Source organism: Erythrobacter sp. JB3-1, assembly GCF_057364995.1.
The window spans coordinates 2,730,535-2,755,174 of sequence record NZ_CP200289.1 but is presented as its reverse complement, the minus strand read 5'-3'; the positions used below and the strand labels follow the sequence as shown (position 1 = coordinate 2,755,174).

At 57.4% G+C, this 24,640-nt stretch carries 18 protein-coding genes; 12 read left to right on the top strand and 6 right to left on the bottom strand.

What is annotated here, in order from left to right:
• The first annotated feature begins 11 nt into the window (after positions 1-11).
• Positions 12-1,100 carry a DUF2855 family protein gene (locus AC0V6M_RS13085; protein WP_486139239.1) on the top strand — a complete coding sequence of 363 codons (1,089 nt, stop codon included), beginning with the start codon at positions 12-14 and terminating at the stop codon, positions 1,098-1,100.
• A 238-nt stretch (positions 1,101-1,338) separates the two neighbouring features.
• On the opposite strand, the gene AC0V6M_RS13080 is transcribed toward AC0V6M_RS13085, so the two are convergent.
• The 4 genes from AC0V6M_RS13080 to AC0V6M_RS13065 all read right to left on the bottom strand — a co-directional run bounded on the left by AC0V6M_RS13080 (position 1,339) and on the right by AC0V6M_RS13065 (position 6,664).
• Positions 1,339-1,707 (bottom strand): imm11 family protein, encoded by a 369-nt coding sequence (locus tag AC0V6M_RS13080; RefSeq protein ID WP_486139238.1) that lies wholly within the window; start codon positions 1,705-1,707, stop codon positions 1,339-1,341.
• Positions 1,708-2,147: 440 nt separating this feature from the next.
• A complete protein-coding gene (locus tag AC0V6M_RS13075) occupies positions 2,148-3,914 on the bottom strand; it encodes an N-acyl-D-amino-acid deacylase family protein (RefSeq protein WP_486139647.1) in 1,767 nt (588 codons plus the stop codon).
• A 73-nt stretch (positions 3,915-3,987) separates the two neighbouring features.
• Entirely contained in the window at positions 3,988-4,827 is an 840-nt protein-coding gene (locus tag AC0V6M_RS13070) for an alpha/beta fold hydrolase (protein WP_486139237.1), read from the bottom strand.
• 139 nt (positions 4,828-4,966) lie between these two features.
• Positions 4,967-6,664 carry a PHA/PHB synthase family protein gene (locus AC0V6M_RS13065; protein WP_486139236.1) on the bottom strand — a complete coding sequence of 566 codons (1,698 nt, stop codon included), beginning with the start codon at positions 6,662-6,664 and terminating at the stop codon, positions 4,967-4,969.
• A gap of 224 nt (positions 6,665-6,888) precedes the next feature.
• Here AC0V6M_RS13065 and AC0V6M_RS13060 point away from each other — a divergent pair, with 224 nt between their 5' ends.
• The 6 genes from AC0V6M_RS13060 to AC0V6M_RS13035 all read left to right on the top strand — a co-directional run bounded on the left by AC0V6M_RS13060 (position 6,889) and on the right by AC0V6M_RS13035 (position 18,013).
• Positions 6,889-9,105, top strand: a complete 2,217-nt coding sequence (locus AC0V6M_RS13060; protein ID WP_486139235.1) for an EAL domain-containing protein — start codon at positions 6,889-6,891, stop codon at positions 9,103-9,105.
• A 206-nt stretch (positions 9,106-9,311) separates the two neighbouring features.
• Complete coding sequence (locus tag AC0V6M_RS13055) at positions 9,312-11,972, top strand: EAL domain-containing protein (RefSeq protein WP_486139234.1); 2,661 nt, start codon at positions 9,312-9,314, stop codon at positions 11,970-11,972.
• A gap of 149 nt (positions 11,973-12,121) precedes the next feature.
• A complete protein-coding gene (locus tag AC0V6M_RS13050) occupies positions 12,122-14,293 on the top strand; it encodes a putative bifunctional diguanylate cyclase/phosphodiesterase (protein ID WP_486139233.1) in 2,172 nt (723 codons plus the stop codon).
• An 86-nt stretch (positions 14,294-14,379) separates the two neighbouring features.
• Entirely contained in the window at positions 14,380-16,197 is a 1,818-nt protein-coding gene (gene lepA, locus AC0V6M_RS13045; RefSeq protein ID WP_486139232.1) for a translation elongation factor 4, read from the top strand.
• Positions 16,198-16,946: 749 nt separating this feature from the next.
• Complete coding sequence (locus AC0V6M_RS13040) at positions 16,947-17,216, top strand: DUF3892 domain-containing protein (protein WP_486139231.1); 270 nt, start codon at positions 16,947-16,949, stop codon at positions 17,214-17,216.
• Between the two features lie 11 nt (positions 17,217-17,227).
• Complete coding sequence (locus AC0V6M_RS13035; RefSeq protein WP_486139230.1) at positions 17,228-18,013, top strand: DUF1883 domain-containing protein; 786 nt, start codon at positions 17,228-17,230, stop codon at positions 18,011-18,013.
• Here AC0V6M_RS13035 and AC0V6M_RS13030 read toward each other — a convergent pair.
• Together AC0V6M_RS13030 and AC0V6M_RS13025 are read right to left on the bottom strand one after the other, a co-directional pair.
• Positions 18,010-18,300 carry a helix-turn-helix domain-containing protein gene (locus AC0V6M_RS13030; protein WP_486139229.1) on the bottom strand — a complete coding sequence of 97 codons (291 nt, stop codon included), beginning with the start codon at positions 18,298-18,300 and terminating at the stop codon, positions 18,010-18,012. The two genes, AC0V6M_RS13035 and AC0V6M_RS13030, sit on opposite strands and share 4 nt — an antisense overlap.
• Positions 18,297-18,647 (bottom strand): type II toxin-antitoxin system RelE/ParE family toxin, encoded by a 351-nt coding sequence (locus AC0V6M_RS13025; RefSeq protein WP_486139228.1) that lies wholly within the window; start codon positions 18,645-18,647, stop codon positions 18,297-18,299. Before AC0V6M_RS13025 ends, AC0V6M_RS13030 begins: the two co-directional genes overlap by 4 nt.
• A gap of 475 nt (positions 18,648-19,122) precedes the next feature.
• Between AC0V6M_RS13025 and AC0V6M_RS13020 the strand changes: the two genes are divergently transcribed.
• From AC0V6M_RS13020 to AC0V6M_RS13000, 5 genes are all read left to right on the top strand, one after another.
• Positions 19,123-19,944, top strand: coding sequence for an outer membrane protein assembly factor BamD (locus tag AC0V6M_RS13020; protein ID WP_486139227.1), 822 nt, complete (start codon positions 19,123-19,125; stop codon positions 19,942-19,944).
• Between the two features lie 94 nt (positions 19,945-20,038).
• Positions 20,039-22,120: a CapA family protein gene (locus AC0V6M_RS13015; RefSeq protein ID WP_486139226.1), complete on the top strand. Its 2,082-nt coding sequence runs from the start codon at positions 20,039-20,041 to the stop codon at positions 22,118-22,120.
• A gap of 107 nt (positions 22,121-22,227) precedes the next feature.
• On the top strand, positions 22,228-23,895 hold the full coding sequence (gene recN, locus AC0V6M_RS13010; protein ID WP_486139225.1) for a DNA repair protein RecN: 1,668 nt from the start codon (positions 22,228-22,230) through the stop codon (positions 23,893-23,895).
• A gap of 20 nt (positions 23,896-23,915) precedes the next feature.
• Entirely contained in the window at positions 23,916-24,203 is a 288-nt protein-coding gene (locus tag AC0V6M_RS13005; protein WP_486139224.1) for a hypothetical protein, read from the top strand.
• A 136-nt stretch (positions 24,204-24,339) separates the two neighbouring features.
• The gene (locus AC0V6M_RS13000; RefSeq protein WP_486139646.1) at positions 24,340-24,624 is read left to right on the top strand and encodes a putative quinol monooxygenase; all 285 of its coding nucleotides are present in this window, start codon (positions 24,340-24,342) and stop codon (positions 24,622-24,624) included.
• The last annotated feature ends 16 nt before the right edge of the window (positions 24,625-24,640 follow it).

Genomic DNA, 24,640 nt, shown 5'->3' with positions numbered 1-24,640 from the left:
GGAGATCCAAGATGACAGTCCAACAAGTCCACGTGTCCAAAAACGAACTCACCAATGCCGCTCTTGTCGAGGTCGACAATGGGGAGCTTGCCAGCGGCGCAGTGCGGCTCGAGATTGAGAGCTTCTCCGTCACGGCCAACAACATCACCTATGCGGTGATGGGAGACGGTTTTGGCTATTGGAGCTTCTTCCCCGCGCGCGAGGGCAGCGGCATTGTCCCAATGTGGGGACACGCAAAGGTCGTGGAGAGCAATTCTGAGGATTTCGCCTTGGGCGAGCGGGTTTATGGATACCTGCCAATGGCATCGCATCTCGACGTAATCCCCGGCAATGTATCGGCCGGCAGTTTCATCGACACCACCGATTATCGCCAGCCGATGAGCCCGGTTTACAATCAATATTCGCGCCTCGCCGCCGATCCGGAGCATGATGCCAGCAAAGAGGCGGAACGGATGATCTATGGCCCGCTGTTCAAAACGGGCTTCATCATCGACTATTTCATGCGCAACAATGAATGGTTCGGGGCCGAGCAAGTCATCCTGACCAGCGCATCGTCCAAGACCGCGATGGGCCTTGCCAGCGTAGCGCAGCAGAATTCTCCGGGTGTGAAGCGCGTCGGACTGACCTCGCCGGGCAATGTCGAATTTGTCGAGAGCACCGGGCTTTACGAAAAGGTCTGCTCCTATGATGAGGTCGCCATGCTCAGCCTGCTGCCAGCGGTTGTGGTCGACTTCGCCGGCAACGCGGGGCTGCTCGCGAAGATCCACGAGCATTTTTCCGACGCGCTCAAATACTCATGCCTCGTCGGCGCGACCCATATTGAGGAACGCGGCGAGGGCGGAATGCGCAGCGATCGCGGGCTGCCCGGGCCAAAGCCGACCTTATTCTTCGCGCCCGATCACTTCGTGTCGTTCTTTAAGGAACACGGCCCTGCCGACGGCGGGATGATGATTGCCAAGACCTGGCACGGTTTTCTCAGCGCAGTGGATGGCTCGGTGCAGATCGAGAAGCACTCCGGCTTGGAGGCAGCGCGTACGACCTATCTCGAGATGGTGGGCGGACATGTCGATCCAGCCAAGGGGATTGTGATTGAGCCTTAGGGATTCGGTGGGTTCGCACCTGCTTTAGGGTGACGTTAGATTGGTTCTGTTGGTCTGAAGTTGGGGGTGGAGGCGGCCTGACCGCTTTCGGGTGATAGAACGCGATGTTTGGCTTTGATCACAGCCGACCATTGCGCGATACCTAGCGATGGTGGGCAGTTTCTCTCGACACCCGTCTATTGATCGGATTTCTTCTGGTCCTTTTTTGGTATACATAACTGAGATCCGACTGCCGCCATCAGCAGGCGATCCCGAGCCTCCTGAACTTAGCTCCTGTAAAGTGGCGCTTCTCGAACTCCATCTTGGCAATGTCACTACAGAACAGAACCGGTTTTGAAGCGTGCATGTCTCTCCAGAAGTGACGAGATCCGATACGCTCGGTATCAAAAACGTACTCTTCTCCTGAATCGCTGAGCGAATGATAGTTGCGTGTCCCGGAAGGAAGAATCGTCGGCTCTGCTGTAGTTTTCTCGGGATTAATCGAAGAAATCCGATTGAGGACGTTCCAAAACCATCTCTTCTCCAATAACTTGTTTCGGGACTTAACCAGCTCGAGGGGTTCAAACTGATGCGTCCCAGGGTCAAGATGTTCGATTAGCGTGCGCATTACATCGCTGACGGAGTAAACATTGGACTAAAGAAAATCGTCTGGCTTGACTTTGGAATGCCAACTTAGCTTCGTTGGGACCGATTCCGGGATCACGCGGCAACCCGAGGTGAAAACCGATATCGCCGGACTTATGCCGCTATCGGGCTTCCTCTTTTCAAGGGTAAGTCTCGCCCCGCGGTGCGTGGACTTGGGCCAATGCAGAAATTTTTCGTCCATCGTCCCGCGTGGTATACGAGTTTCTGGCTGATAGCGCACTCGTGGATGGTAATATTGCATGTCCCAGACTGTGTAACTCAAAATCAGACCCTCTGTTGCCTAACCTACTATCGATCTGCGCTTATGCGGAATTTAGGTATTGAATCCAATGATGGAAACTGGGTCGTAAGCTGAAAGTCTGGTCCTATAAACAGTGCTCAATTAGCGGAGCTCGTCCGCCCTTATTCCGCCGCTTCAGCCAGTTCGGCTCTTTGCGGGCCGCGGATTAGGCCGCCGGGCGCTTCGCCGGTCCATTGGCCTTCGCGGAATGTCACCACACCGTTCTTGATCGTGCAGGCGTAGCCATCGGCCTTTTGCAGCAGGCGTTTGCCACCAGCAGGTAGGTCAAAGGCGAGCCATGGGCGGCCGAGTTTCAGGCGCTGCATGTCGATAACGTTAAGGTCCGCAAGATAGCCCGGGGCGATCACGCCGCGATCTTCCAGACCATAAAGCACGGCAGTGTCGCGGCATTGCCGTTTGATCGCATGTTCCAGGCTGATCTTTCCATCCCGCTTCCGGTCGCGCACCCAGTGTTGAAGCATGAAGGTGGGCGAGGCCGCATCGCAGATAGTGCCGCAATGCGCGCCGCCATCGGATAGGGAGTTCACCGTGTCCTCCGCCTGTTGCAGCGGCAGTAGGAAGTCGAGATTGCCCTCGGCATAGTTCAGGATCGGCAGGTAAATGAAGCCGGTCGCATCGTCGCGGCACAGCATGTCATAGGCGTATTCCTGAGGGTCGACGCCCGCCGCGAGTGCGCGCGCATTTACGCTGGCGCTCGCATCGGGTTCATAGTCGAAATCCGGGTCCATCTCATATTGCAGCGCCCAGCCTTGGGTGATCACCATCACGACTTGGATAATGTCGGTCGGCGCTTCCGAATAGTCATTGGCCTCCGACAGAAGCTGAGCCTTGAAAGCGGGATCGAGCAGTTTTGCCTTTTGCGCTGGCCAATCGAGGTCCTTGATTTCCTGCCAACTGGGACGGAAGGCGAAGGGGTTCACCGTTCCCTGCCACGCCATGATGATTCCATTTCCGCGCAGCGCGATCTGCGCAACGATGTTGGCGCCATTGTTATTCTGCGCCCGCATTTCAGAGATTTGCTCCTCCAGCGGAAGCTCTTTCGCGATGCTCTGCAGCGCGGCGAAGGTGACCGGGATGCCGGCCTCGCGGCTTAGTTGGCCCATCCACTCAAATTCGTCCCAATCCCTCTGCAGATCGCTCGCCATTTCGAACACGGCATGACCGCCTGCCGCCTGCGCGCGGCCCATAGCGCGGCCAATGGCGACAAGCTCATCAGCGGTGGCGGTCGTGCCGGGCACGAGCTCTCCATCGACGGATTTGTGCAGGACTGTGCGTGAGGTTGAGAAGCCCAGCGCTCCTGCACGCACGCCTTCCTCAACGATTTTGCCCATCGCCTCGATGTCATCTTCGGTCGGAACGGCGCCCGGCTGCTCGCGGTCACCCAAGACATAGGCGCGCACTGCGCCGTGGGGGACATGGGTGCCGATATCCATCGTTCGGGGCAGTTTTTCGAGCGCATCGAGATATTCTGGAAAGGTCTCCCAATCCCAGGTCATGCCCTCGGCCAGAGCCGTACCGGGAATGTCCTCGACGCCTTCCATCAGACTGATCAGCCATTCGTGGCGATCCGGCTTGGCAGGGGCAAAGCCGACCCCGCAATTGCCCATTACGACCGTGGTGACGCCGTGCCGGCTGGACGGTGCCATCTCCTGATCCCAAGTGGCTTGACCATCATAGTGGGTGTGGATGTCGACAAAGCCGGGCGTGACGATTTGTCCGCTGGCGTCGATCTCTTCCGCTGCATCGCCGTGCACTTCGCCAACTTGGACGATGATGCCGTCTTTTACCGCAACATCGCCTGCAAAGCTATCCGCCCCGGTGCCATCGACAATCGTGCCGCCCCGAATGATGAGGTCAAACTGCGCTATAATCTCTCTCCACTGTTAAGCGGAGAGAATGTCGTATTGAGCCCGCGCTGTCTAGCGGCCCGCGCTGTAAAGCCTATGCCGCCGTGCGAAGTTCGCTCACGGTCGCGGGCGGATCGAGGAATTCGCGGATTGCGGCGACGCTCTCTTCCTTGTGGCTGAGCAGGAACAAATGCCCGCCGCCTTCCATCACGATCAGTTTTGAATTGGGGATCAGGCTGGCGAGGAATTTGCCATTGGTGAGCGGGACGATCGCATCATCGTCGCCCATTAAGATCAGCGTATCCTTCTTCATAAAGGGCAGGGCAGGCGCACTCGTCCAGCCGAGCATACACAGCAGCCGATACATGTAGCCCCGCGGAGAAGGCGGCGTGAGGCGCGACATATGGCCGGATTTGCCCGGACCCGCGCCCAGGCCTTCGCCGTACAGCGTTTCAAAATTCTTTTGCATAAAGGCAGGGTCGATATAGCGGCGCGGATTGGCCATCTTCGACAGCACTTTGGGACTGCCAGGCATCATCAACATGCCCGCGCTGGTCGCGATCAGGACGAGCCTGCGCGTGCGGCCAGGATGCTGGATCGCAAAATGCTGAGCCATGCCGCCGCCCCAGCTAATGCCCATCACATCGACCAGATCGACGCCCAGTTGATCGAGCAGTTTAGAAGCAGTCCAGGACATGGTCCACGGCGTGTAAGGGACAAGCGGGTCAGGCGATCCGCCAATTCCCGGCATATCGAACATGATAAAGGCGCGCTCTGGTAGAGCAGCGGCCAGCGGCGCAACCGCTTCGATATTCGCGCCAATCCCGTTGAAGAATAGGACCGGCGGATGTTCCGAAGCCTTATCCAGCCGCCATATCGCAACGCGCAGAGAGCGCCCGCCCACATCCTGCAAGCCGATTACGGCGTCCTTCATTGCGTCGTCTTTTGCGGCCCCGTCCAAATTCACTTCCCTTCAATGTGGCTGAGGCGGTATTCATCGATCCCTCATGAACACCGCCCCAATTGCTATTTGTCGCTGCGCCTAGGCCTCGCGGCAGGCACACTAAGAGGCGTTACACCTCTTCCACTACGTATAGACCGGGGGCCGCGTCCAGCGGCTTGTACTTTGTGCTCCCCAGCTTTTGCGGCGCAGCCTTGGTCTTACCAGAGCGTTTCTGAACCCACTCCATCCAATATGGCCACCAGCTACCTTGAACCTCTTCGGTGCCTTGCAGCCATTCGTCAGCCGTGGGCGGCAGCTTGCCCTTCTTCTTTTGAATGAAGTACTTAGCCTTTGGATTACCCGGCGGGTTCAGGATCGCCTGCATATGACCGGACTGGCTGAGAACATAGGTCACGTCCTTTGATCCAAACAGGCCTGTGGAGCGATATGTCGCTTTCCACGGGGTAATATGGTCGGTTACCCCGCCAAGCACGAATAGGTCGGATTTCACCTTGGACAGGTCAATATGATGATCGGCCATCTCCACTTCGCCCTGTTTGGTGAAGGCGAGCGTTTCAAACAGAGTGAGGAAGTCGGCCATCAGACTGCCTGAGAGATTGGTCGCATCTGCATTCCAGAACAACACGTCGAATGCTGGCGGATCCATCCCAAGCAGGTAGTTGTTGATCACATAATTCCAGATCAGATCATTTGGGCGCAGCCAGGCAAAGCCGCGTGCCAGGTCATCGGCCTTGATAATACCGGCCTTTTTCGCGCGTTTACGGGCGATCGCCATGCCGTTTTCGGACACGAGCGATGCGGCCTCCACATCGGTCGGCTTGGGGTGCAACACGCAGACCATCAGCGTCAGCGTGCCGAGCAGATCGCTCTTTTGCGCGGCTAGTTTTGATGCGAGCACGGATGCGGTTTGCCCGCCCGAACAGCCAGCCGACACATTTACGGTTTTAGAGCCGGTGATCTGAGCAACCGCCTCCATCGCCTCTTCGCAAGACCGGATGTAATCCGCAATGCCCCATACGCCCTGTTCCTTGGTCGGGTTACGCCAAGAGATGACGAAGGTTTGGATGCCGTTGTCGAGCTGAAATTTGACTACGGATTTATCCGGCGACAGATCATTGATATACATCTTGTTGATCTGCGGCGGGACGGTCAGCTGCGGAATTTCATGCACTTCATCGGTGGTTGGGGCGTAATGCACCAGCTCCATCATCTCTGTGCGAAGCACGACGGAACCTTTTGAAGTCGCGATGTTTTCGCCAAGCTTAAAGGGGCGCTTATCAACCTGGCTGACCATGCCCTTATTGTTGACCAAGTCATTGTAAGCGTTCTGCAAACCCTTGATCAGCGACAGGCCGCCTGAGTTGATCAACTGCTTTTGCGCGATCGGATTTCCGATCAACGAATTGGTCGGCGCAAGGCCGTCTAGAATGATGTTGGAGATGAAATTGGCGCGGTTGCGTTCGAGTTCGTCAAGCTCCAATTCTTCAAGCCAGCTACGCATCCCTTTTTGCACTGCCAGATAATATTGCGCGCCCGCCTTAAAAAACGGATTGAACTGCCATGCGGGGTCCATGAATCGCTTGTCTTTTGGGTCTGGCGCCAGCTCGCTCTTGCCGGTCATGATCTTGACCATGTCTTCGCTCATGTTTTGAGCATGCTTCATCAGACGTTTTGGATCAGAGGCGGTCTCGCGCAGCAATAGAGCAACCGCACCAACAAAATCTTCGCGCGCGACGCCGATCAAGGGGCCCAAGGCATTGGTTGATTGCGCCGCTTCGTTCTCAAGCTTTACCGTGCTGTCTGGCATCTCATCCCCTTTATTGGCTTCTAAAGAGCCTTTGGTATGGTATTATCACTATATTCCGCTGCACTCTAACCCAATGTTTAGCGTGGGCAAGAGCGGGCCTTAGTAACTGCCATTAGCGTGAATGCAGAGCGGCTTAGAAGAATTTCAACCATTCTGGGTTAGCTCCCGGCCCCTAAGCGAATTTACGCAAACTGCGTGCATGTTCAAAAGGGGCAGTCACTCCAGTGGCCGGATTGTTTTTCAAGCTTACAAAATCGGCAGAAGTGTCAGAGCAAGAGGTGCCAGAACCGGCACCTTTGCGGCCGATCAGCGCGAGTGATTTGGAACGCCGTGTCGAACTGCTCGATAGCTTGGAAAGCGCTGGTCTCGGGTGGTTTTGGGCAAGCGATTCCAAGGGGCGGCTAATCTACCTCTCCGACGCAGCGACGCAGCAGCTTGGCCTTGAAGAAGGGCAGAGCGCCATCGGCATGCCGTTGGCAGAGCTGTTTTTGCCTGATAATGATCAAGCAGCCGAAAGCTCTGAACGTCCACTCAAATTTGTGCTCGCCGCGAAAAACTCGATTAGTCCAATGACCGTTCGGCTTGCCGGGACGCAGGGCGAGGTTTGGTGGGAAATTGCGGCCAAGCCGCAGTTCGACGAGAACGATCATTTTACCGGCTATCGCGGCAGTGCCAAAGATATCAGTGCGACCCACCAAAACCGGCGTGACGCAGAAAAACTCTCGAAATTTGACTCGCTAACGGGCTTGGCTAACCGCTACCGGATGACGAAGCAGCCGACTTCGACACTCACCGCCTTCCGTTCTGCGAAGCGCAGTGTAGCGCTCATGATGCTGGACCTTGATCGGTTTAAACAGGTCAATGACACGATGGGCCATCCCGCTGGCGATGAGCTTCTGAAACAGGTGGCTGCGCGGCTTAAGCGCTTGATTGGTGATCGCGGTGAAATAGGCCGTTTGGGCGGGGACGAATTTCAGGTCATCCTGCCCGACATTGATGATCGCGGCGTCTTGGGCGACCTGGGACAGCGTGTGATCCAGATGCTGTCGCAGCCTTACTCAATCAACGGCATGCGCGCGGTTATTGGTTCGTCGATGGGCATTGCAATCGCGCCCTATGATGGCATTGATGCAGACGAATTGGTGAAGGCTGCTGACTTGGCGCTGTACTCAGCAAAAGGGGAAGGGCGCGGGCAGTACCGGTTTTACTCCAGCGATCTTAAAGAGGGCGTGAAGCACCGCCACCGGATCGAAGAGGATCTGCGCGACGCAATCGCCAAAAACGAACTGCAAATGCACTACCAGCCGATAGTCACCGCCGAAAAGCACCGGGTCGAGTGCATGGAAGCACTGATGCGCTGGGAACATAGCGAACGTGGTATGATTTCTCCCGGTGAATTCATCCCCGTTGCTGAGGATGTCGGGATCATTCGAGAGCTGGGCGAATGGGCGCTGAACGAGGTGTGCAATCAGGTCAAACTGTGGCCTTCGTCGGTGCGAGCTGCTGTGAATGTTTCGGCGGTGCAGTTTGCTTCTGACGACTTCGTCAAGATTGTTCGTCAGGCGCTCCTCGCTTCTGGCGTCAATCCTGCGCAAATTGAGTTGGAAATCACCGAGAGCGTGTTCGTGGGCGATCTGGAACGGACTTTCCGCCTGTTCCGCGAACTGAAAGAGCTTGGCGTGAAATTGGCGCTTGATGATTTTGGAACGGGGTATTCCTCGCTTAGCTATTTGCGCGATGCACCGTTTGATAAAATCAAGATAGATCAGAGCTTTGTTCGGGGTTGCTCAGCCGATGATAACAACAATGCTGCGATTATTGCGGCCATTGTGAGCCTCGCAGAAGCGCTCAATATGGAGACGGTCGCGGAAGGCGTTGAGAACAAAGACGAGCTCGCGATGGTGCAAAAACGCGGTGCCAGTCACCTACAGGGCATCTTGTTTTCCCGTGCTGTACCAGCACAAAGTGTTTTGAACCGGTTTGAACGTGGTGAATTTGAATATGAACCTCAGGGGCCAGAAAAGTACCGACCGGATCGCCGGACGGAATTCCGCCGAATTGGTCTGATCCACGATGATCACCGTTACAAAGTGATGCTTCGTAACCTATCGAAAACCGGCGCGAAGATTGAAGGCTTGCTGGACGTGCCGCTCGACACGCAGGTCGTGCTCGATTTTGGCGGTGGGCAGCTTGCTGTGGCTACTGTTCGGCGTTCCGAGGGCTTTAGCCAAGGGGTCGAGTTTGAGACCCCGCTTATCAATGATGGCGCGGATGGCCTGTGCACGCGGCACCGCGTTTCACCGTATCAAATCGAGGCGGTAGGGCGGCCACTCACTTCGCTAGCCAAAGATGCGTATGCCGCCTTGGCTGGCAATGTGACAGGGTCGAGCAAGGCCTTCATCGAGGTCGATATTAGCGGGACCTCGGGCGTCGCAGCCTAACAGGCCATTAAAATCGCACGACTGATTGCAGACCTTTTCGATCATAGTTTGCCGGAATTAACCATGAAACCCAGCGTTTACCCGTAGCCGCCTTTTCATGACCCCGAAGCCTTGGTTAAAGCGGACTAAACTGGAGCGGAAAATCACTCCTTGAATTAACTGTTTCCTAAACGCCTACCCCCCAATCCCGGCCTATGAATGCGCCGGTGAAACCACTGTATTTGGAGTCTGAGGAGCAGGGCGATGATCGTCCGCATTCCGTGCGTGGTGATAAACCTAATCGCACTAGTGATGACCGGCGCGGGCTAGAGCGCGTGCGGACCTCGATTGCGCCAGCGACAGTGCGTGAAGAGGCAGCCGCCAACACTGAGCACAGCTATTACCTACCACCTCGGCCGCGCGCGATGGCAGGTTTTCTACTGATTGCGTACATTATTGCAGCAGCCATCGCAGGCGCGGTTCCGCTTGGACCTTGGGCGATTGTTGGCGCGATTGTTTCGATTGGTTGCTTCGCCGTCGGGGGCGCTCTTTCCGCATTCGAACGGCGCGATGAAACGCCTTACTCCATGCGGCTTGGGGTGTTGCTGATGGGAGTCGCCATTCCAATGCTGAGCGCGGGAACGGTGCTTGGCCTGTGGGTTCTCGAAGGGCTTGCGTGGCAATGGGCGGTCGGCACGATCGTCTGCATCCATGCGGCCTGCGCCGCACTGTTCGGGATGCGGATCGTCTCATTGTTCACCGCGAAGTTCGGCGTTTGGGCTGGTTTCGCCTTGATCGATCCAAGCCCGTTGACATTCTCGGCATTGGCTGGCGCGGCCATCGTTTTGATGCTGGTGGCGCGGTTTGAATGGCTAAGCGCCCATCGCCGGCAGGTTGCGAGAGAAGCGCGGGAGCGCCTCGCCTCAAGGGCCGAGGATATCCTGCGCAGTTTTGAAGAAACTGGCCAAGGGTGGTTTTGGGAAACCGACAGGCGCGGCCTGATCAGCTATATCTCGCCATCCGCTGCAGACATTATCCAAAAGCCGGTTGAAGATATTCTGGGCCGTCCGCTCAGCGCGATTGTCGATATGACCTCAGGGCCGACGGGAGCAGAGCGGACCCTGTCTTTCCACCTGTCTGCGCGCTCCCCTTTTAACGAGGTGGAGCTGCGCGCAGCAGGGATAGCGCCGGAGCGCTGGTGGGCGTTAACCGGTCGGCCAGTCTACGACAGTTTCAAGAACTTTTGCGGTTTTCGCGGCCACGGCTCTGACCTAACCGAGCAGCGTCGCAGCGAGCAGCAAGTTTCGCGCTTGGCGCATTATGATAGCCTCACGGGCCTCGCCAATCGGATGCAAATGTCCCAGACGTTGGAGCGGATCCTGGGTTCGCCGCGGGAACGTGATCGGGCGTGTGCGCTTTTGATGCTTGATCTCGATCGCTTCAAGCAAGTCAACGACACCTTGGGCCATCCCGCGGGCGACGCATTGCTGAAACAAGTGGCCCTGCGCCTAGAGCGCACGGTGGGCAGCAAAGGGCGCTGCGGCCGATTGGGCGGTGACGAGTTTCAAGTTATTATTCCGGGCCACAACTCACGCGAATTACTGGGTGACCTCGCCACACAGATTATCGAGGCACTCTCTCAGCCATACTCGGTCGAAGGCCAGAGTGTGGTCATTGGAGCCTCCGTCGGGGTCGCAATTTCACCTGAGCACGGCTTCTCTAACGAAGAGTTGATCCGCAATGTCGACTTGGCTCTCTATGCGGCGAAAGACGCGGGGCGGGGCACGTTCCGTTTCTACGCGGCTGATCTGCATTCCGCCGCCGAGGCGCGCGCGCAATTGGAGAAAGACCTGCGCGAAGCGATTGCGCAGGGGCAATTGCAATTGTTCTATCAGCCGGTCGTGTTTGCCGGGAATGAGAAGATCACCGGCTTTGAGGCCCTGCTACGTTGGCACCATCCAACCAAAGGCTGGCAATCTCCCGGAAAGTTCATCCCAATCGCAGAGGACGCGGGCCTGATCGACCAGATCGGAGCGTGGGCGCTGCGCACAGCCTGCGCTGACCTAGCGCGCTGGCCTGATAGCATTCGCTGCGCCGTCAATGTCTCTCCGCTGCAATTCTCAAACCCCGAATTGCCGACGATTGTCGCCAATGCATTGGCGCATAGCGGCATCGAGCCATCACGGCTTGAGCTGGAGATTACCGAGAGCGTTTTCCTCAACGACAGCGCAGGCACGGAAGCAATGTTCGCGAGCCTTAAACGGGTCGGCGTGCGACTGGCGTTGGATGATTTTGGCACCGGCTACTCGTCGCTCGGCTACCTGAAAAAAGCCCCGTTCGATAAGATCAAAATCGACCAGAGCTTCGTTCGCGGCGCCACCGAAAAGGGCAGCCGCAACGGCGCAATTATTGCCTCCATCACCAGCCTGGCCGAAGCCCTGCGGATGGACACAACGGCAGAGGGCGTTGAAACATTGGACGAGCTTGAACTCGTCAGGCAACTTGGTTGCAGCCATGTGCAAGGGAACATCTATCACAAGGCTCTGAACGCGAATGACGCGGGGGAGCTGGTGGCCGGCGATCTTGCAATCAAGGCGGAGGGACCGCGCGCTGCCCGTGCCCCTCGCAAGGTTTTGCTGCGCCGAATTCTGGTCAGCTATGATGGGAACCGCATCCCGGCGACACTGCGTTCAATTTCTGAGGGCGGGGCGATGATCGATGGGGTCTGGAACGTGCCAGAGGGAACACTGATCAAGATCGACTTTTCCAAGGACCGTTCAGTTAAGGCGCAGGTGCGCTGGGCCAGAGAAAGCAAGATCGGCGTGGAGTTCGCGTCACAATTACAGCGCGCGCTGGATGGCAGTTTTGATGTACTGCGCGAGGGTTGATTGGTTGGCAAGCACACCGGGGAACATGCGCCTGCCTGTTAGGGCTATAGTAACTATCACGGTTTACACCTTAGTTAGCAGATAGTGTTTGCCGTTCGAGCAAATTGAAGAGGAATGCAAAAGTGGCCCTGAAGGGTTTCTTGTCATCGATGGGGGGAACTGGCTCGGCGCGCAGCAAGCGTGAACGTGTGGTTTCTGCGCTTTCCGATGACGAAAAACTGGCGATGCTCGAGGACTTGGAACATTCCGGATTGGGTTGGTTCTGGGCTAGTGATGCGGATGGCAACCTAACCTATCTCAGCGGCGCTTTGGCCGATTGTATTGATGTTCCGCTGGAAGAGCTGATTGGGCAGCCGCTGGCGAGCGTCTTCAATCCGCGCGACGGGGATGGGCGGACAAAATCGCTTCCCCTTGTGCTTGGCGCGCGCAAATCGTTTTCTGGTTTTGTCGTCGAAGCGGCCAGCGGAAAGACCAATGCCGTGCTGCGTTTGGCTGGCAGGCCCGTCGAAGATGATCGGGGGCGGTTTACCGGCTTTCGCGGAACCGGCGCGGATATCACGCAAGAATTTCACCACGAGGAAGAGACCTCACGGCTCGCCAAATTCGATTCTCTAACAGGCCTCGCAAACCGCCACCGGATGGCGCATATCATCGAGTCCACGCTGACGGCGTTCCAGGCAGCTAAGCGCAATTGCGCCATACTGATGCTCGACCTTGATCGCTTTAAGCACGTCAACGACACGCTCGGCCATGCGGCGGGTGATGAATTGCTGAGGCAGGTTTCGGCGCGGCTCCAACGCTCGATTGATCACGAGTGCGAGATTGGCCGATTAGGCGGGGACGAATTCCAAGTCCTGCTACCTGACATGGATGATCGCGGCATCTTGGGCGAGGTCGCAATGAAGATCATTGCGATGCTCAAGCAGCCCTATTCTCTCGAAGAAGGGCGCTGCGTCATCGGGGCGTCGGTGGGCATCGCCATCGCGCCGCATGACGGCGTGACCCGCGAAGAGGTGGTCCGCGCAGCAGATCTTGCTCTCTATGCAGCCAAGAACGGTGGGCGCGGCCAATACCGCTTTTTCTCAGGCGAACTTGAAAACGAAGCCATCTTCCGCCGCCGCCTTGAAGAGGGTCTTGGCGAGGCGGTGCGCGAAGAACAGCTCTTCCTCAAATACGAACCGATCGTTGCAGCCCAAGGCATGAACGTGGAGTCGCTAGAGGCGCATATCTGCTGGAATCATGCGCAGCGCGGCGAGATCGACCAAGATGAGTTTGCCGGGATCCTTGAGGGCTCCAGCCAGAATGTAGAAGTGGGCCGCTGGGCGATTGAGCAGGCTGCACGCGATGCTGCAAACTGGCCCGAAACTGTGCGTGTTTCGGTCAATGTACCGGTGCAATTGTTCAATTCAGAGGGCTTTGTCGATGGCGTCGCCGATGCTCTGAAAGGGGCGGACATTGCGGCCGCTCGGCTTGAGCTGGAAATACCCGAGGCGGTTTTCTTCGGGGACACGGATGGTGTCGACCGGACCTTGGCCGCTTTGTTTAAGCTAGGTGTCCAGCCGACGCTTGATGAATTCGGCAGCGGCTATTCTTCACTGGCCTACCTGCGCCGCGCGCCTTTCGATACGATCAAGATAGACGAACGCTTAATCGCAGAAGCCTCGGATAAAGATGGCCGAGAGCTGGGCCTGGTGAAGGCGATTGTCGCGCTGGCTGGTGCGCTGGACATGAACACTGTCGCCAACGGCATTGAGTCTATGGAGCTGCACCGGGTGCTGGGTGAATGCGGTATTTCCTATCTGCAGGGGCCGATTTACTCCGATCCGATCGCGATCGATGCTGTGTTTGATGCGTTGACTGATGAAGCGTGGAATATCGAACCTGACAGCGACCGGACCAAGCGTGCGCGCCGCCGCACGGTCTTCCGCAAGATCCAAGTGATCCACGATGATCACTCCTATGAAGTCACCTTGCGCAATCTGTCCAAGACCGGCGCTTTGATTCAGGGGCTGGCAGAGGTTCCTAAAGGCACGCAATTCGTCGTCGATCTAGGCGGCGGCCAATTGGCCGTGGCGACCGTGATCCGCTCAAATGCTGACACCCAAGGGCTCGAATTTGAACAACCACTGATCGACGATGGCTCGGGCGGGCTGTGCACGCGCAACCGGGTCTCTCCCTATGCGTTGGCCTCTGCCGGTGCGCCCTTGGCTGCGCTCTCGCAAGGGAGCTATAAAGGCATGGAAGGCGGGATGCTTGGCCAAGGCGGCGCAAGTGTGCCGCAGTTCGGCTATGCCAACACACCGAGGCCAGAAGTGGCCTAAAACCTGCGGGTTTTGCACGCTCTTTTGGGAGTGTTGCGATTTTCGCGAATGACATGGGCAGCGCGGCCCGCTAATTGGCACAGCCAATGACTGACCTTTCAAAAATCCGCAATTTCTCAATTATCGCTCATATCGATCACGGGAAGTCGACTCTGGCCGACCGCTTGATCCAATTCACGGGCGGGCTGACGGCGCGCGAGATGTCTGAGCAAGTCCTTGATAACATGGACATTGAGAAGGAGCGCGGGATCACCATTAAGGCCCAGACCGTGCGCCTTAATTACAAGGCGAAGGACGGCGAGACCTATCAGCTCAACCTGATGGACACGCCGGGCCATGTCGATTTCGCGTACGAAGTGAGCCGCAGCCTGGCCGCGTGCGAAGGCGCCTTGCTGGTCGTGGACGCCGCGCAGGGGGTGGAGGCGCAAACCCTCGCGAATGTCTATCAATCGATCGAGCATGATCACGAGATCGTGCCCGTCATCAACAAGGTCGACCTGCCCGCCGCAGAGCCAGAACGCGTGCGTGAGGAAATCGAAGAAGTCATCGGCCTTGATGCCTCCGAAGCGGTCATGTCCAGCGCGAAGACCGGCATCGGGATCGAAGACGTGCTGGAGGCCGTCGTCGCCAAAATCCCGCCGCCCACCGGAGAGCGTGACAAGCCGCTGAAGGCGAGCCTCGTCGACAGCCGGTACGACCCCTATCTTGGCGTGGTCATCCTGGTTCGCGTGATCGAGGGCTTCCTCAAAAAGGGCCAGAACATCACCTTTATGCAAGGCGGCACGCAGCACCTTGTCGACCGCGTCGGCTGCTTCACCCCGAAGCGTGAGGATCTGGAGGATCTGGGCCCGGGCGAGATCGGTTTCATCACCGCGCAGATCAAAGAGGTGGAGCAGGCCCGCGTGGGTGACACGATCACCACGGTGAAGGGCGGGGCGAGCGAGGCGCTGCCCGGCTATAAAGAAGTGCAGCCGGTGGTGTTCTGCGGCCTGTTCCCGGTCGATGCGGCGGATTTTGAGAAGCTGCGCGAGAGCATCGGCAAGCTTCGCCTCAATGACGCCAGCTTTAGTTTCGAGATGGAAAGCTCCGCCGCATTGGGCTTTGGCTTTCGCGCGGGCTTCCTTGGCCTGCTGCACCTGGAGATCATCCAGGAACGCCTCAGCCGCGAGTATGACCTTGATCTGATCACCACCGCGCCGTCGGTCGTTTACCGCCTGCAATTGGGCAAGACGAAGAACGAGGACGCGAAGGAAATCATGCTGCACAATCCCGCCGATTGGCCGGATGTGAACCGCATTGAAATGATCGAAGAGCCGTGGATCAAGGCGGTGATTTACACCCCGGATGAGTACCTCGGGGCGATCCTGAAACTGTGCCAGGACCGGCGCGGGGTTCAAACCGATCTGACCTATGTCGGTGGGCGCGCGCAGGTGACCTATGAGTTGCCGCTAAATGAGGTGGTGTTTGATTTTTACGACCGTCTCAAATCAATCTCGCGCGGCTATGCGAGCTTTGATTACGAGCAGATTGGCCTGCGCGAAGGCGACCTCGTGAAGATGAACATTCTGGTCAATAATGAGCCGGTTGATGCCCTGTCCCTGATCGTACACTCCGGCGTCGCGGAAGAGCGCGGCCGCGGGATGTGTGAACGCCTGAAAGACCTGATCCCGCGCCACTTGTTCAAGATCCCGGTGCAGGCCGCGATCGGCGGCAAGATCATCGCCCGCGAGACGATTTCGGCGATGCGCAAAGACGTGACCGCGAAATGCTATGGCGGCGATATTTCCCGCAAGAAGAAGCTGCTAGAAAAGCAGAAAAAAGGCAAAGCCAAGATGCGCGAGTACGGCAATGTGAGCATTCCGCAGGAGGCGTTTATCGCTGCGCTGCGGATGGGGGAAGAATAGCGAAGGCGCCTAACGCCGGAGCTTTCGTTGAAAGCGACAAGTTAGAAGCCGGTGCGCGTTAGCGCATCGCGTATTCCGGCCGACCTCGGCGCGCAGCGTCGAGGATCGACGGGGCGGGCCAGCGGAGCATTTGGCCTTAGGGCAAATGCGAAGCCGGGCCGCGACGGAGAAGGCGAAGCCCCGCGCCATCCGTCATCCCGAACTTGTTTCGGGATAACCTTCTCAGCAAGGCGCCACCCGATGTTATCCTGAAACGAGTTCAGGATGACGTTTATTATTGATTGGGCTGTCATGCCTGTCCGAGACGGAGAAGGCGCGTGAGCTTAGACAATTGACCTACTTAGTTTCCGTTCGCCCTGAGCCTGTCGAAGGGCTGTTTTTACTTTTGTTGCGCTCAGCCAGAAGAAGTGCAGTGCTTCGACAAGCTCAGCACAGACGGTTTTGTGTTGGTCGCTGATCGATCAACATCAAACGCGTAACGGCGCGTGACTAAGTAAATGACAAGCGTCTGGCGCAATAGTTAGCTAAAACTGTGGATTGAGTATTGTTGGCACTTGAAGAACGAGAGTGCCAATGCAATCCAATCTATAGACGTGAATTGGGGATCGAGCGGTAACTCGACCCCCGTTTCACCCACCGGTTTCCTGAGCGGTTGCGGTGGATGGTGTCCCGTGTTCGGGATGTCTTGCCTTTGGCAACGACACTGACAGCCAGTCAAGCGACCGCTTGTTTTACACAAGGTTGTACACATGGCTAACTACAGAATTACCCACAGTCGTAAAGATGGAGCTGACGCTGACCGGCGCATGGATGGCTTTATGATTGAGGGACAGGGCTACTTTGAGATTGATGACGTAATTCGATTTGTGAAAAATCCGGAAAATCGCTTTACCGTGACCGCCTTTGGAAGGGTTGTGCGGGTTGAAGTCCGGCGCCATACGAACTCAGGGCGGGAATTTCTCACAACTGAGGGCGATGGTTTTCCGCCGAACAACCTTCTTATGCTTCCTGATTGTTGAGGGGCTTGAACATGAAATTCACTCACTATGATCTTGGCCAACAAGATCGAGGAACGACTGTTGAAGTGACGTTGACGGCAGGAGCAAATGTTCGATTGATGGATTCAGCTAACTTAGCGAAATACAAGCGAGGCAAAGCACACCGCTATGCTGGCGGTTTGGTCAAGCGGTCACCACTTAGACTGACAATTCCTCGTTCAGGTCGTTGGCATGTGACGGTTGATCTTGCCGGTCTTCGTAACAACACGCGTTCATCAATAAGGATTTTGCCAGGAGCGTTACCGACTGCAAATGAGGCTCCACTTTCTAGCGTACCAGGCCTTCTCAGAGAAGAGCCTATGCTGGCTGGTAAAGAAAACAGGGCGTATGACGTCTTTATTTCACATGCTTCCGAGGATAAAGAAGAGGTTGTAAGACCTTCGGCTCATGCCCTTCGCGAAGCTGGTTTAAGTGTTTGGTATGATGAATTCGAGCTCAAGATCGGCGATAGTTTGCGTCAAAAAATCGACCAAGGTCTGGTTGCCAGCCGGTTTGGGGTGGTGGTTTTATCGCCTCGATTCTTGGCCAAAGGTTGGACCAACTACGAACTTGATGGGATTGTCACACGGAGCGTCGACGGGCAGCAAGTTATGTTGCCAATCTGGCATGAGATCACAAAGAAGGAGGTTATCGACTTTAGCCCATCATTGGGTGACAAGGTGGCAAGAAACACTGCTACGTTTACTGTCGAAGAAATAGCAGATGAAATCGCTGACTTTGTTCTGTCAGATCAAACGGATTCAGAAAATTCGGCTTAAGACGCCCGCTCAATCAGCTCCAGCGCCGCCTTTGGATCAGCATCTACCATTCCCAACAGCGTCCGAGCAGGCGCATCGGGTGAACGGCGGTTTTGCTCCCAATCGCGCAAAGTCGCGACGGGCACGCGCAGTTTGTCGGCGAACTTCACTTGGCTAAGTTTGGTCTTGGCCCTGATAGCCTTCACATCTGGGCCAGCGGCAACGCGGCCCTTGGTGGTGTCGCCTTGAACGAAGGCGATTGCGTCCTTCAGACCGGCGGCAATTCCGGCAAAATCTTCGTCCTTCATGTCCTCAACTCCTTCTTGAGCCTTGTGGTCAGCGCCTTAAACAGTTTTTCCTGTTCATCGGTCAGCGTGTCGTCATCCTTTTTGTCGAGCACCCACAGCAGGAAGACCGGGTTGTCGCGGTCGGCGAAAAAGCTGAACACGCGATAGCCGCCGCTCTTACCAGAGCCATACTTCGCAACCCGACCTTTGCGCAGTCCGCCGGTCTTTCTGATGACCTTTCCATAATCCGGCGTGCGGGCATATTCGTCATAGATTGCAGCCAGTTCCTGCGGTGAAAGGCCCAGCTTTTTCACGCGTGCGGTGAAGGCCGCTGTTTCGACCACCGTATGGATTGGTGCTACGCTCATGATGAGAGCTATACGGCCATGCCGTAGCTATTTCAAGACAAAAGTATACGGCATTGCCGTATTAGCGCCTTGGCCTTTTTGGTACGCCCTTCGACAGGCTCAGGGCGAACGGGAGTGTGTGTCTGTTGCGGGCGCCCGGTCGGGCTTGTGGTCTGCGAAACGCGGAGCGATCAGCGCTATCCAACACTCAGGCCGCTTTGATATCGCGCAGCTGCGCTCTCATTTTCCTACTCCCACGCAGGGCGCTATGGCGCGGGTATGCGCTTGCATCTCAACCTGGATCGGAAAAAGCGATTAGTCAGCCGCGTTGTGATCGATTGGAATTTTGGCCTAAGACTGTGTTCCAGCCGTTCCAAGTGTGGCTCACGTGCGGTGAGCCGAGGCCCATGCGGATATGCGAGAGATGTGCATGAAGTGTGGTCTGCGGCGTCAACTTCACTTGGCGTTCACGTAAGGCGCGGTTATAGGGTGGGATATGACTAACGCCCCTGATAGCGCTCGCTCTTTCGCCCGTATCCTCCGCAAGTCTGCCATGTTGGCGGGTATTGCCGGTGCCACCCTGTTTACCACGGCGTGTGGCGGCGGCTCTGCCAATGAAGACGTGGCCTATGTCGCGCGGGATGTGGAATCGCTCTATGGCGAGGCGAAGCGGCGTATGGATAGCGGCAACACGCTGCTCGCCGCGGCGCTGTTTGACGAGGTTGAGCGGCAGCACCCCTATTCGCCATGGGCGCGGCGGGCGCAATTGATGAGCGCTTTCAGCTACTACGTGGCGCGGGATTACAACAAGGCGATCCAGAGCTCGCAGCGGTTCCTGTCGATCCACCCGGGCAATAAGGATGCGCCCTATGCGTATTACCTGATTGCGCTGTCCTATTACGAGCAAATCAGCGATGTGAACCGCGATCAGAAGATCACCGAGCAGGCGAAGACGGCCCTGCGTGAGGTCAACCGGCGTTTCCCGGCGAGTGAATATGCGGCCGATGCGCGGTTGAAGCTGGACCTGGTGGATGATCACTTGGCCGGCAAAGAGATGGAAATTGGGCGGTACTACTCGCGCTCTGGCCGATGGCTGGCGGCGAATCTGCGGTTCCGCAATGTGCTGGAGAACTTCGATACGACCAGCCATGCGCCGGAGGCTTTGTACCGCCTGACGGAAAGCAGCCTGGCGCTGGGCGTGCCGAATGAAGCGGTGAAGTATGCGGCTGTGTTGGGGGCGAACTATCCTGGTGATGAGTGGTATGAGAAGGCCTATGAGCTGGTTCAAGACCACGCAGCGGGCGTTTCGCCAAGCTGATCGGTCGGCAGGTGCGGGCTCGGGGCAATCCCTTAGGTCGCTGCTAGCTTAGCATTAACCAAATGTCATCCGCTGTGCGTTAGAGCGCGCGGCCATGAGACGTTCGTTTTGCTTGAACCTATTCGCGCCGCTGTTTGCTTGTCTGGCAACTGCCGGCTTTGCTGCGCCTGCCGCCGCGCACCCTGATCACGGATTGGTCGGCGGGGCTGAGGCTGGTCCAGGCGAAATCCTCATCGGAGGAATGCTAGATGGGCGCCGCGACGGCGTGAAGTTTGATGGCATTGCAGTAACGATCAACGGCGCACCCACGGAACTGGCCAAAGATGGACATTTCACCGCCGCCGTGCCGATCGCGCCCTATTACCGTGTCGACATCAAAGGCGAGCGCATTTTCACCATGGTGCAAACCTTCGGCAATGCAGAGCTGCGCGATGTGCGCTGTGAGTGCCTGTCGATCCCGCCGATTGAGCTGGTCGCGCGCAAGAAGGGCCGCATTGAGCTGTTCTTTGGCGGCGATAGCATGGCGGGAAGGCGCTATTTCTCCGCCCCGCGCGGTGAGAAAGCTGTGCTCGATAAGGTCACGCTCGACAGCGATCTCGATCAGCTGTTCACCGCCATCAAGCCCTATCTTGAGACCAGCGATCTCGCCTCTATCAATTTGGAATCTGTTGTCGCGGACGAGCAACCTGGACCTCCCGCACCGAAAAAGTATCTGTTCTTCTCGCCGAAGGGTTTGACGCATGCTCTGGCGCGCGCAGGGATCGATCACGTATCGCTCGGCAACAATCACACCGCCGATTACCGCGATGCCGGGCTGAAAACGACGATTGATGCCTTGGACGCCGCCGGTGTCGCATGGTCTGGGGCGGGGATGGATGTGACCGAGGCAGAACGCGCCTCTCGCTTCGATCTCGCTGAGCACCAGCCGGGCATTTATGGCTTTGTCGGATGGCGCGGCACATGGACGCCAAACCAGACGGCGACCGAGACCAAAGGCGGTGCGGCCTGGGGTAAGCGCAGCGATGTTGAGCGCGTGACTAAACGTGAGCGACGTGCTGGATATGTCCCGATCATGCATTTCCACGGCAATCTGGAATATGCCGACCGGCCATCAGAACTGTCGCTCCCACGCTTTCGCGCTGCGATTGAAAAGGGCTCTCCGCTGGTCATCGGCCATCACCCGCACGTGACCCATGGGCTGGAGATTTATCGCGGCGGCCTCATCGCGCATTCGCTCGGCAACTTCCTGTTCGATCAGGAGCATCCGCATACCCAGGTCACCTATGCGTTGAAAGTCTGGCTGGAAAAGGGCGAGTTCCTGCGCGCAGAGGCAATCCCGCTCAACATGCTGGACTACCGCCCCGTTCCGGCGACCGGCGGCATGCGGCAAGCGGTGCTGACCCGGCTGCACTGGCTGTCAGAAGAGATGGGCACGGTGCTGGCGCAGACCGGTGGTCATTCCGCGGTTTGGGCCGAGCGTAGGGGCATTGAGCGCCCGCAATGCCGTTTCCCCAAAGAGTTCAATCTAGTGCATTTCGCGCCTGCCTGTATGAGCGACCGGGGCAGTTATGGCCGCAATATGATCCCGCGCGGGGACTTTGAAAACACCCAGTTTGAGCTGGCCGGTGACCGCTTCTGGATGTCGCGCAATGCCGCGATTGATTTCCGCACCCGCGCTAATGGCGAGGGCTATATGGCGCTGCTCCCTGATGGCGGGCCGAAGCTGCCTTATCTCTATTCACGCTCTTACATTCGCGATGTCTATGCGACCCGTTTTACTCTGCAGAGCAAGATCAAATTGCCGCGCGATGCCGAGGTGGAATTGATCGTGAAAGAACGCCCACAAGAAGGGGCTGCGCCATCATCCTCTATTCGCGGCGTGTCTCTTGGCATGCTGGAAGTCAGTGGCGGTGATTGGCGTGATTTGAAGTTCGATTTCAACCGACCAGAAGAAGCCAATGGCGCAGCGCGCGCATTCCGCGTGATCCTGAAAATCCGATTCAAGGATAAGCGGGCTGCTGGCGACAAGACCATTGAACTTGATGATTTCGAGCTGATCGAATGGCCTGACGAAAACAGTCAGAAAGATCCAGCGCAGGCGTGGCGGTGGACCCATTATCAGCCCAATATTTCACGCGCTGAGAGCGTCACGGCTAGCCCGTCTGCTGGCGAGTAAAACTCAGCCAAGAACCTCGGTCAACGCACGCAGCGCAAAACAAGCTGTTCGTTGTCTCAGCTCAGCAGGTGACGCGCGGCATTTGAGCGGTTAGAAAACCCGCTGAAATGCTGACCCGTCTGTCCATCCGCAATATCGTGCTTATCGAGGCGCTTGACCTAGAGTTCACGCGCGGCCTTGGCGTGCTCACGGGCGAGACGGGCGCGGGTAAGTCGATCTTGCTCGATGCCCTCGGCCTCGTGCTGGGCGACCGGGCAGAGACCTCTTTGGTGCGTGCGGGCGAAGCCAAGGCCAGCGTCACGGCCAGCTTTGAATTTGGCGCGTTCCCTGCTGCTATCGCGGCCATTCTGGATGAGGCTGATATAGAACTGGAGCCCGGCGAGCCGCTGATTATTCGCCGTCAGGTTAAGGCCGATGGCGGTTCCAAAGCCTTCATCAATGATCAGCCCGCTGGCGTTGCTTTACTGCGTGAACTTTCTGCATCTCTGGTGGAACTGCACGGCCAGCATGATGATCGCGGTCTGGTAAACCCGCGCGGGCACCGCGCTTTGCTAGATCGCTATGCCGGGACGGATCTCACTGGGCTGGAGCGCGCATGGCAGGCATGGGCCAAGGCAGAGGCGCAATTGGCCGAGGCGCGCGGATCGGTGGAACAGGCCGCTGCTGATCAAGAATTGCTGCTCGCCCATTTGGCCGAACTGGCCGAGATTGAACCGCAGGCGGGCGAAGAGGTTCGCCTCGCAGAAACTCGCGCTGCCATGCAAAAGGGCGAGAAACTGTCCGGCGATTTGGAAGAGCTGCGCCATATTTGGGAAGGCTCAGATTCGCCGCTCGCATCTTTGCGGGTGGCCGCCCGCAAGCTGGACCGGATCGCTGGCGAGCACCCCTTGCTGACCGAGGCTTTGGCGGCGCTCGACCGCGCAGTGATCGAGGCCGGTGAGGCGGAAGACCGGATGATGGAGGCGGGCAATGCTCTGGTCCATGATCCGCAAGCTCTGGACGACGCTGAGACGCGTCTGTTTGAGCTGAGGGCGATCGCGCGCAAGCACCGATGCGACGTGGACGACCTGCCAGGGCTGATGCGCGATATGCGGGCACAGCTAGATGCGATCGAAGGCGGTGAGGCGCAATTGGACGCGCTGGAAACGGCGGCCCGCGAGGCGCGTGAGGCTTATCTAACCAAAGCGGAAAAGGCGCATGCTGCGCGGCTCAAAGCGGCCAAGAAACTGGACAAGGCCGTGGCAGCAGAGCTCGCCCCGTTAAAACTGGATGCGGCGCGTTTCCTAACGGCGGTTGGCAAATTGCCCGAGGAAAAATGGGGTGCGGCCGGAATGGACAGCGCCGAATTCCTGATCGCGACCAATCCGGGCGCCGATTTTGCGCCGCTCAACAAGATCGCATCGGGCGGCGAATTGTCGCGCTTCATCCTCGCGTTGAAAGTGGCCTTGGCCGAGCAGGGCGGGGCCGCAACGGTGATCTTTGACGAGATTGATCGCGGCGTTGGCGGCGCGGTGGCGAGCGCGATTGGAGAGCGGCTCGCAAGGCTGGCCGACGACGAGGGGCAATTGCTGGCCGTGACGCACTCACCGCAAGTCGCCGCACGCGGCGGGCAGCATTATATGATTGCGAAAGCCTCCAACGGCACCGTCACCAAGACGTCGGTCTCGAAACTGAGTTCAGAGGAAAGAAAGGAAGAGATCGCAAGGATGCTGTCAGGCGCGGAAGTGACCCCAGAGGCCCGCGCGCAAGCAGACCGTTTGTTGGAGAACGCATGATGGAAGGCGTGAAACCTAAAATGAGCGGCCTGCAAATCGTGGTATTGGTAGCGGGTGTTGTAGCGATCTTGGGTGCGACAGTGTCTTGGCTCGTGGTGACCATGGTCAACTCGCACTACAATCCCATCGATGCGAATACTTGGCCGACTTATGCGATAACGACCGCGATGTGGCTTGGCTTTTCCGGTGTTGTGGGATGGCTGATGCTGCGGCTCGCTCGCGGATATGCGTCGGCTAAAGGCTGGGCTATCGCAGGCTGCTTTGGTGCGGCGCTCTTGATATTGTCGATGTTTGTTCTGGTTGATTGAGTCTTGCAGTGAGCCCTGACACTTTCCAATACGATGGAGTTGCGTGATGCAGCGGCGTGAATTTGCAGGCCTTGCTGCATTGTCCTTGTTGGGCGGGTGCTCAACCAAACTTTTAGGAGCTCAACACTTGGAAGAAATGTATGGCTTGATTGCCCAAATGAAAACCGCCGACGGTAGGCGTGAAGAAGTCATTGCGGCCTTACTCGAAGGCACACGCGATATGCCAGGCAGCATCGTCTATATGATCGCCGAAGACCTCGACGATCCCAACTCAATTTGGATCACCGAAGTTTGGCAGACAAAGACGGATCATGCGAACAGCCTCCGGCTGCCTTCAGTCCAGGCCGCAATCGGCAAGGCGCGCCCGCACATTGCCGGTTTCGGAACGCGGGTAGAGACAAAGCCTGTCATAGGAGCCTGAATTGGCCAACCTCTCC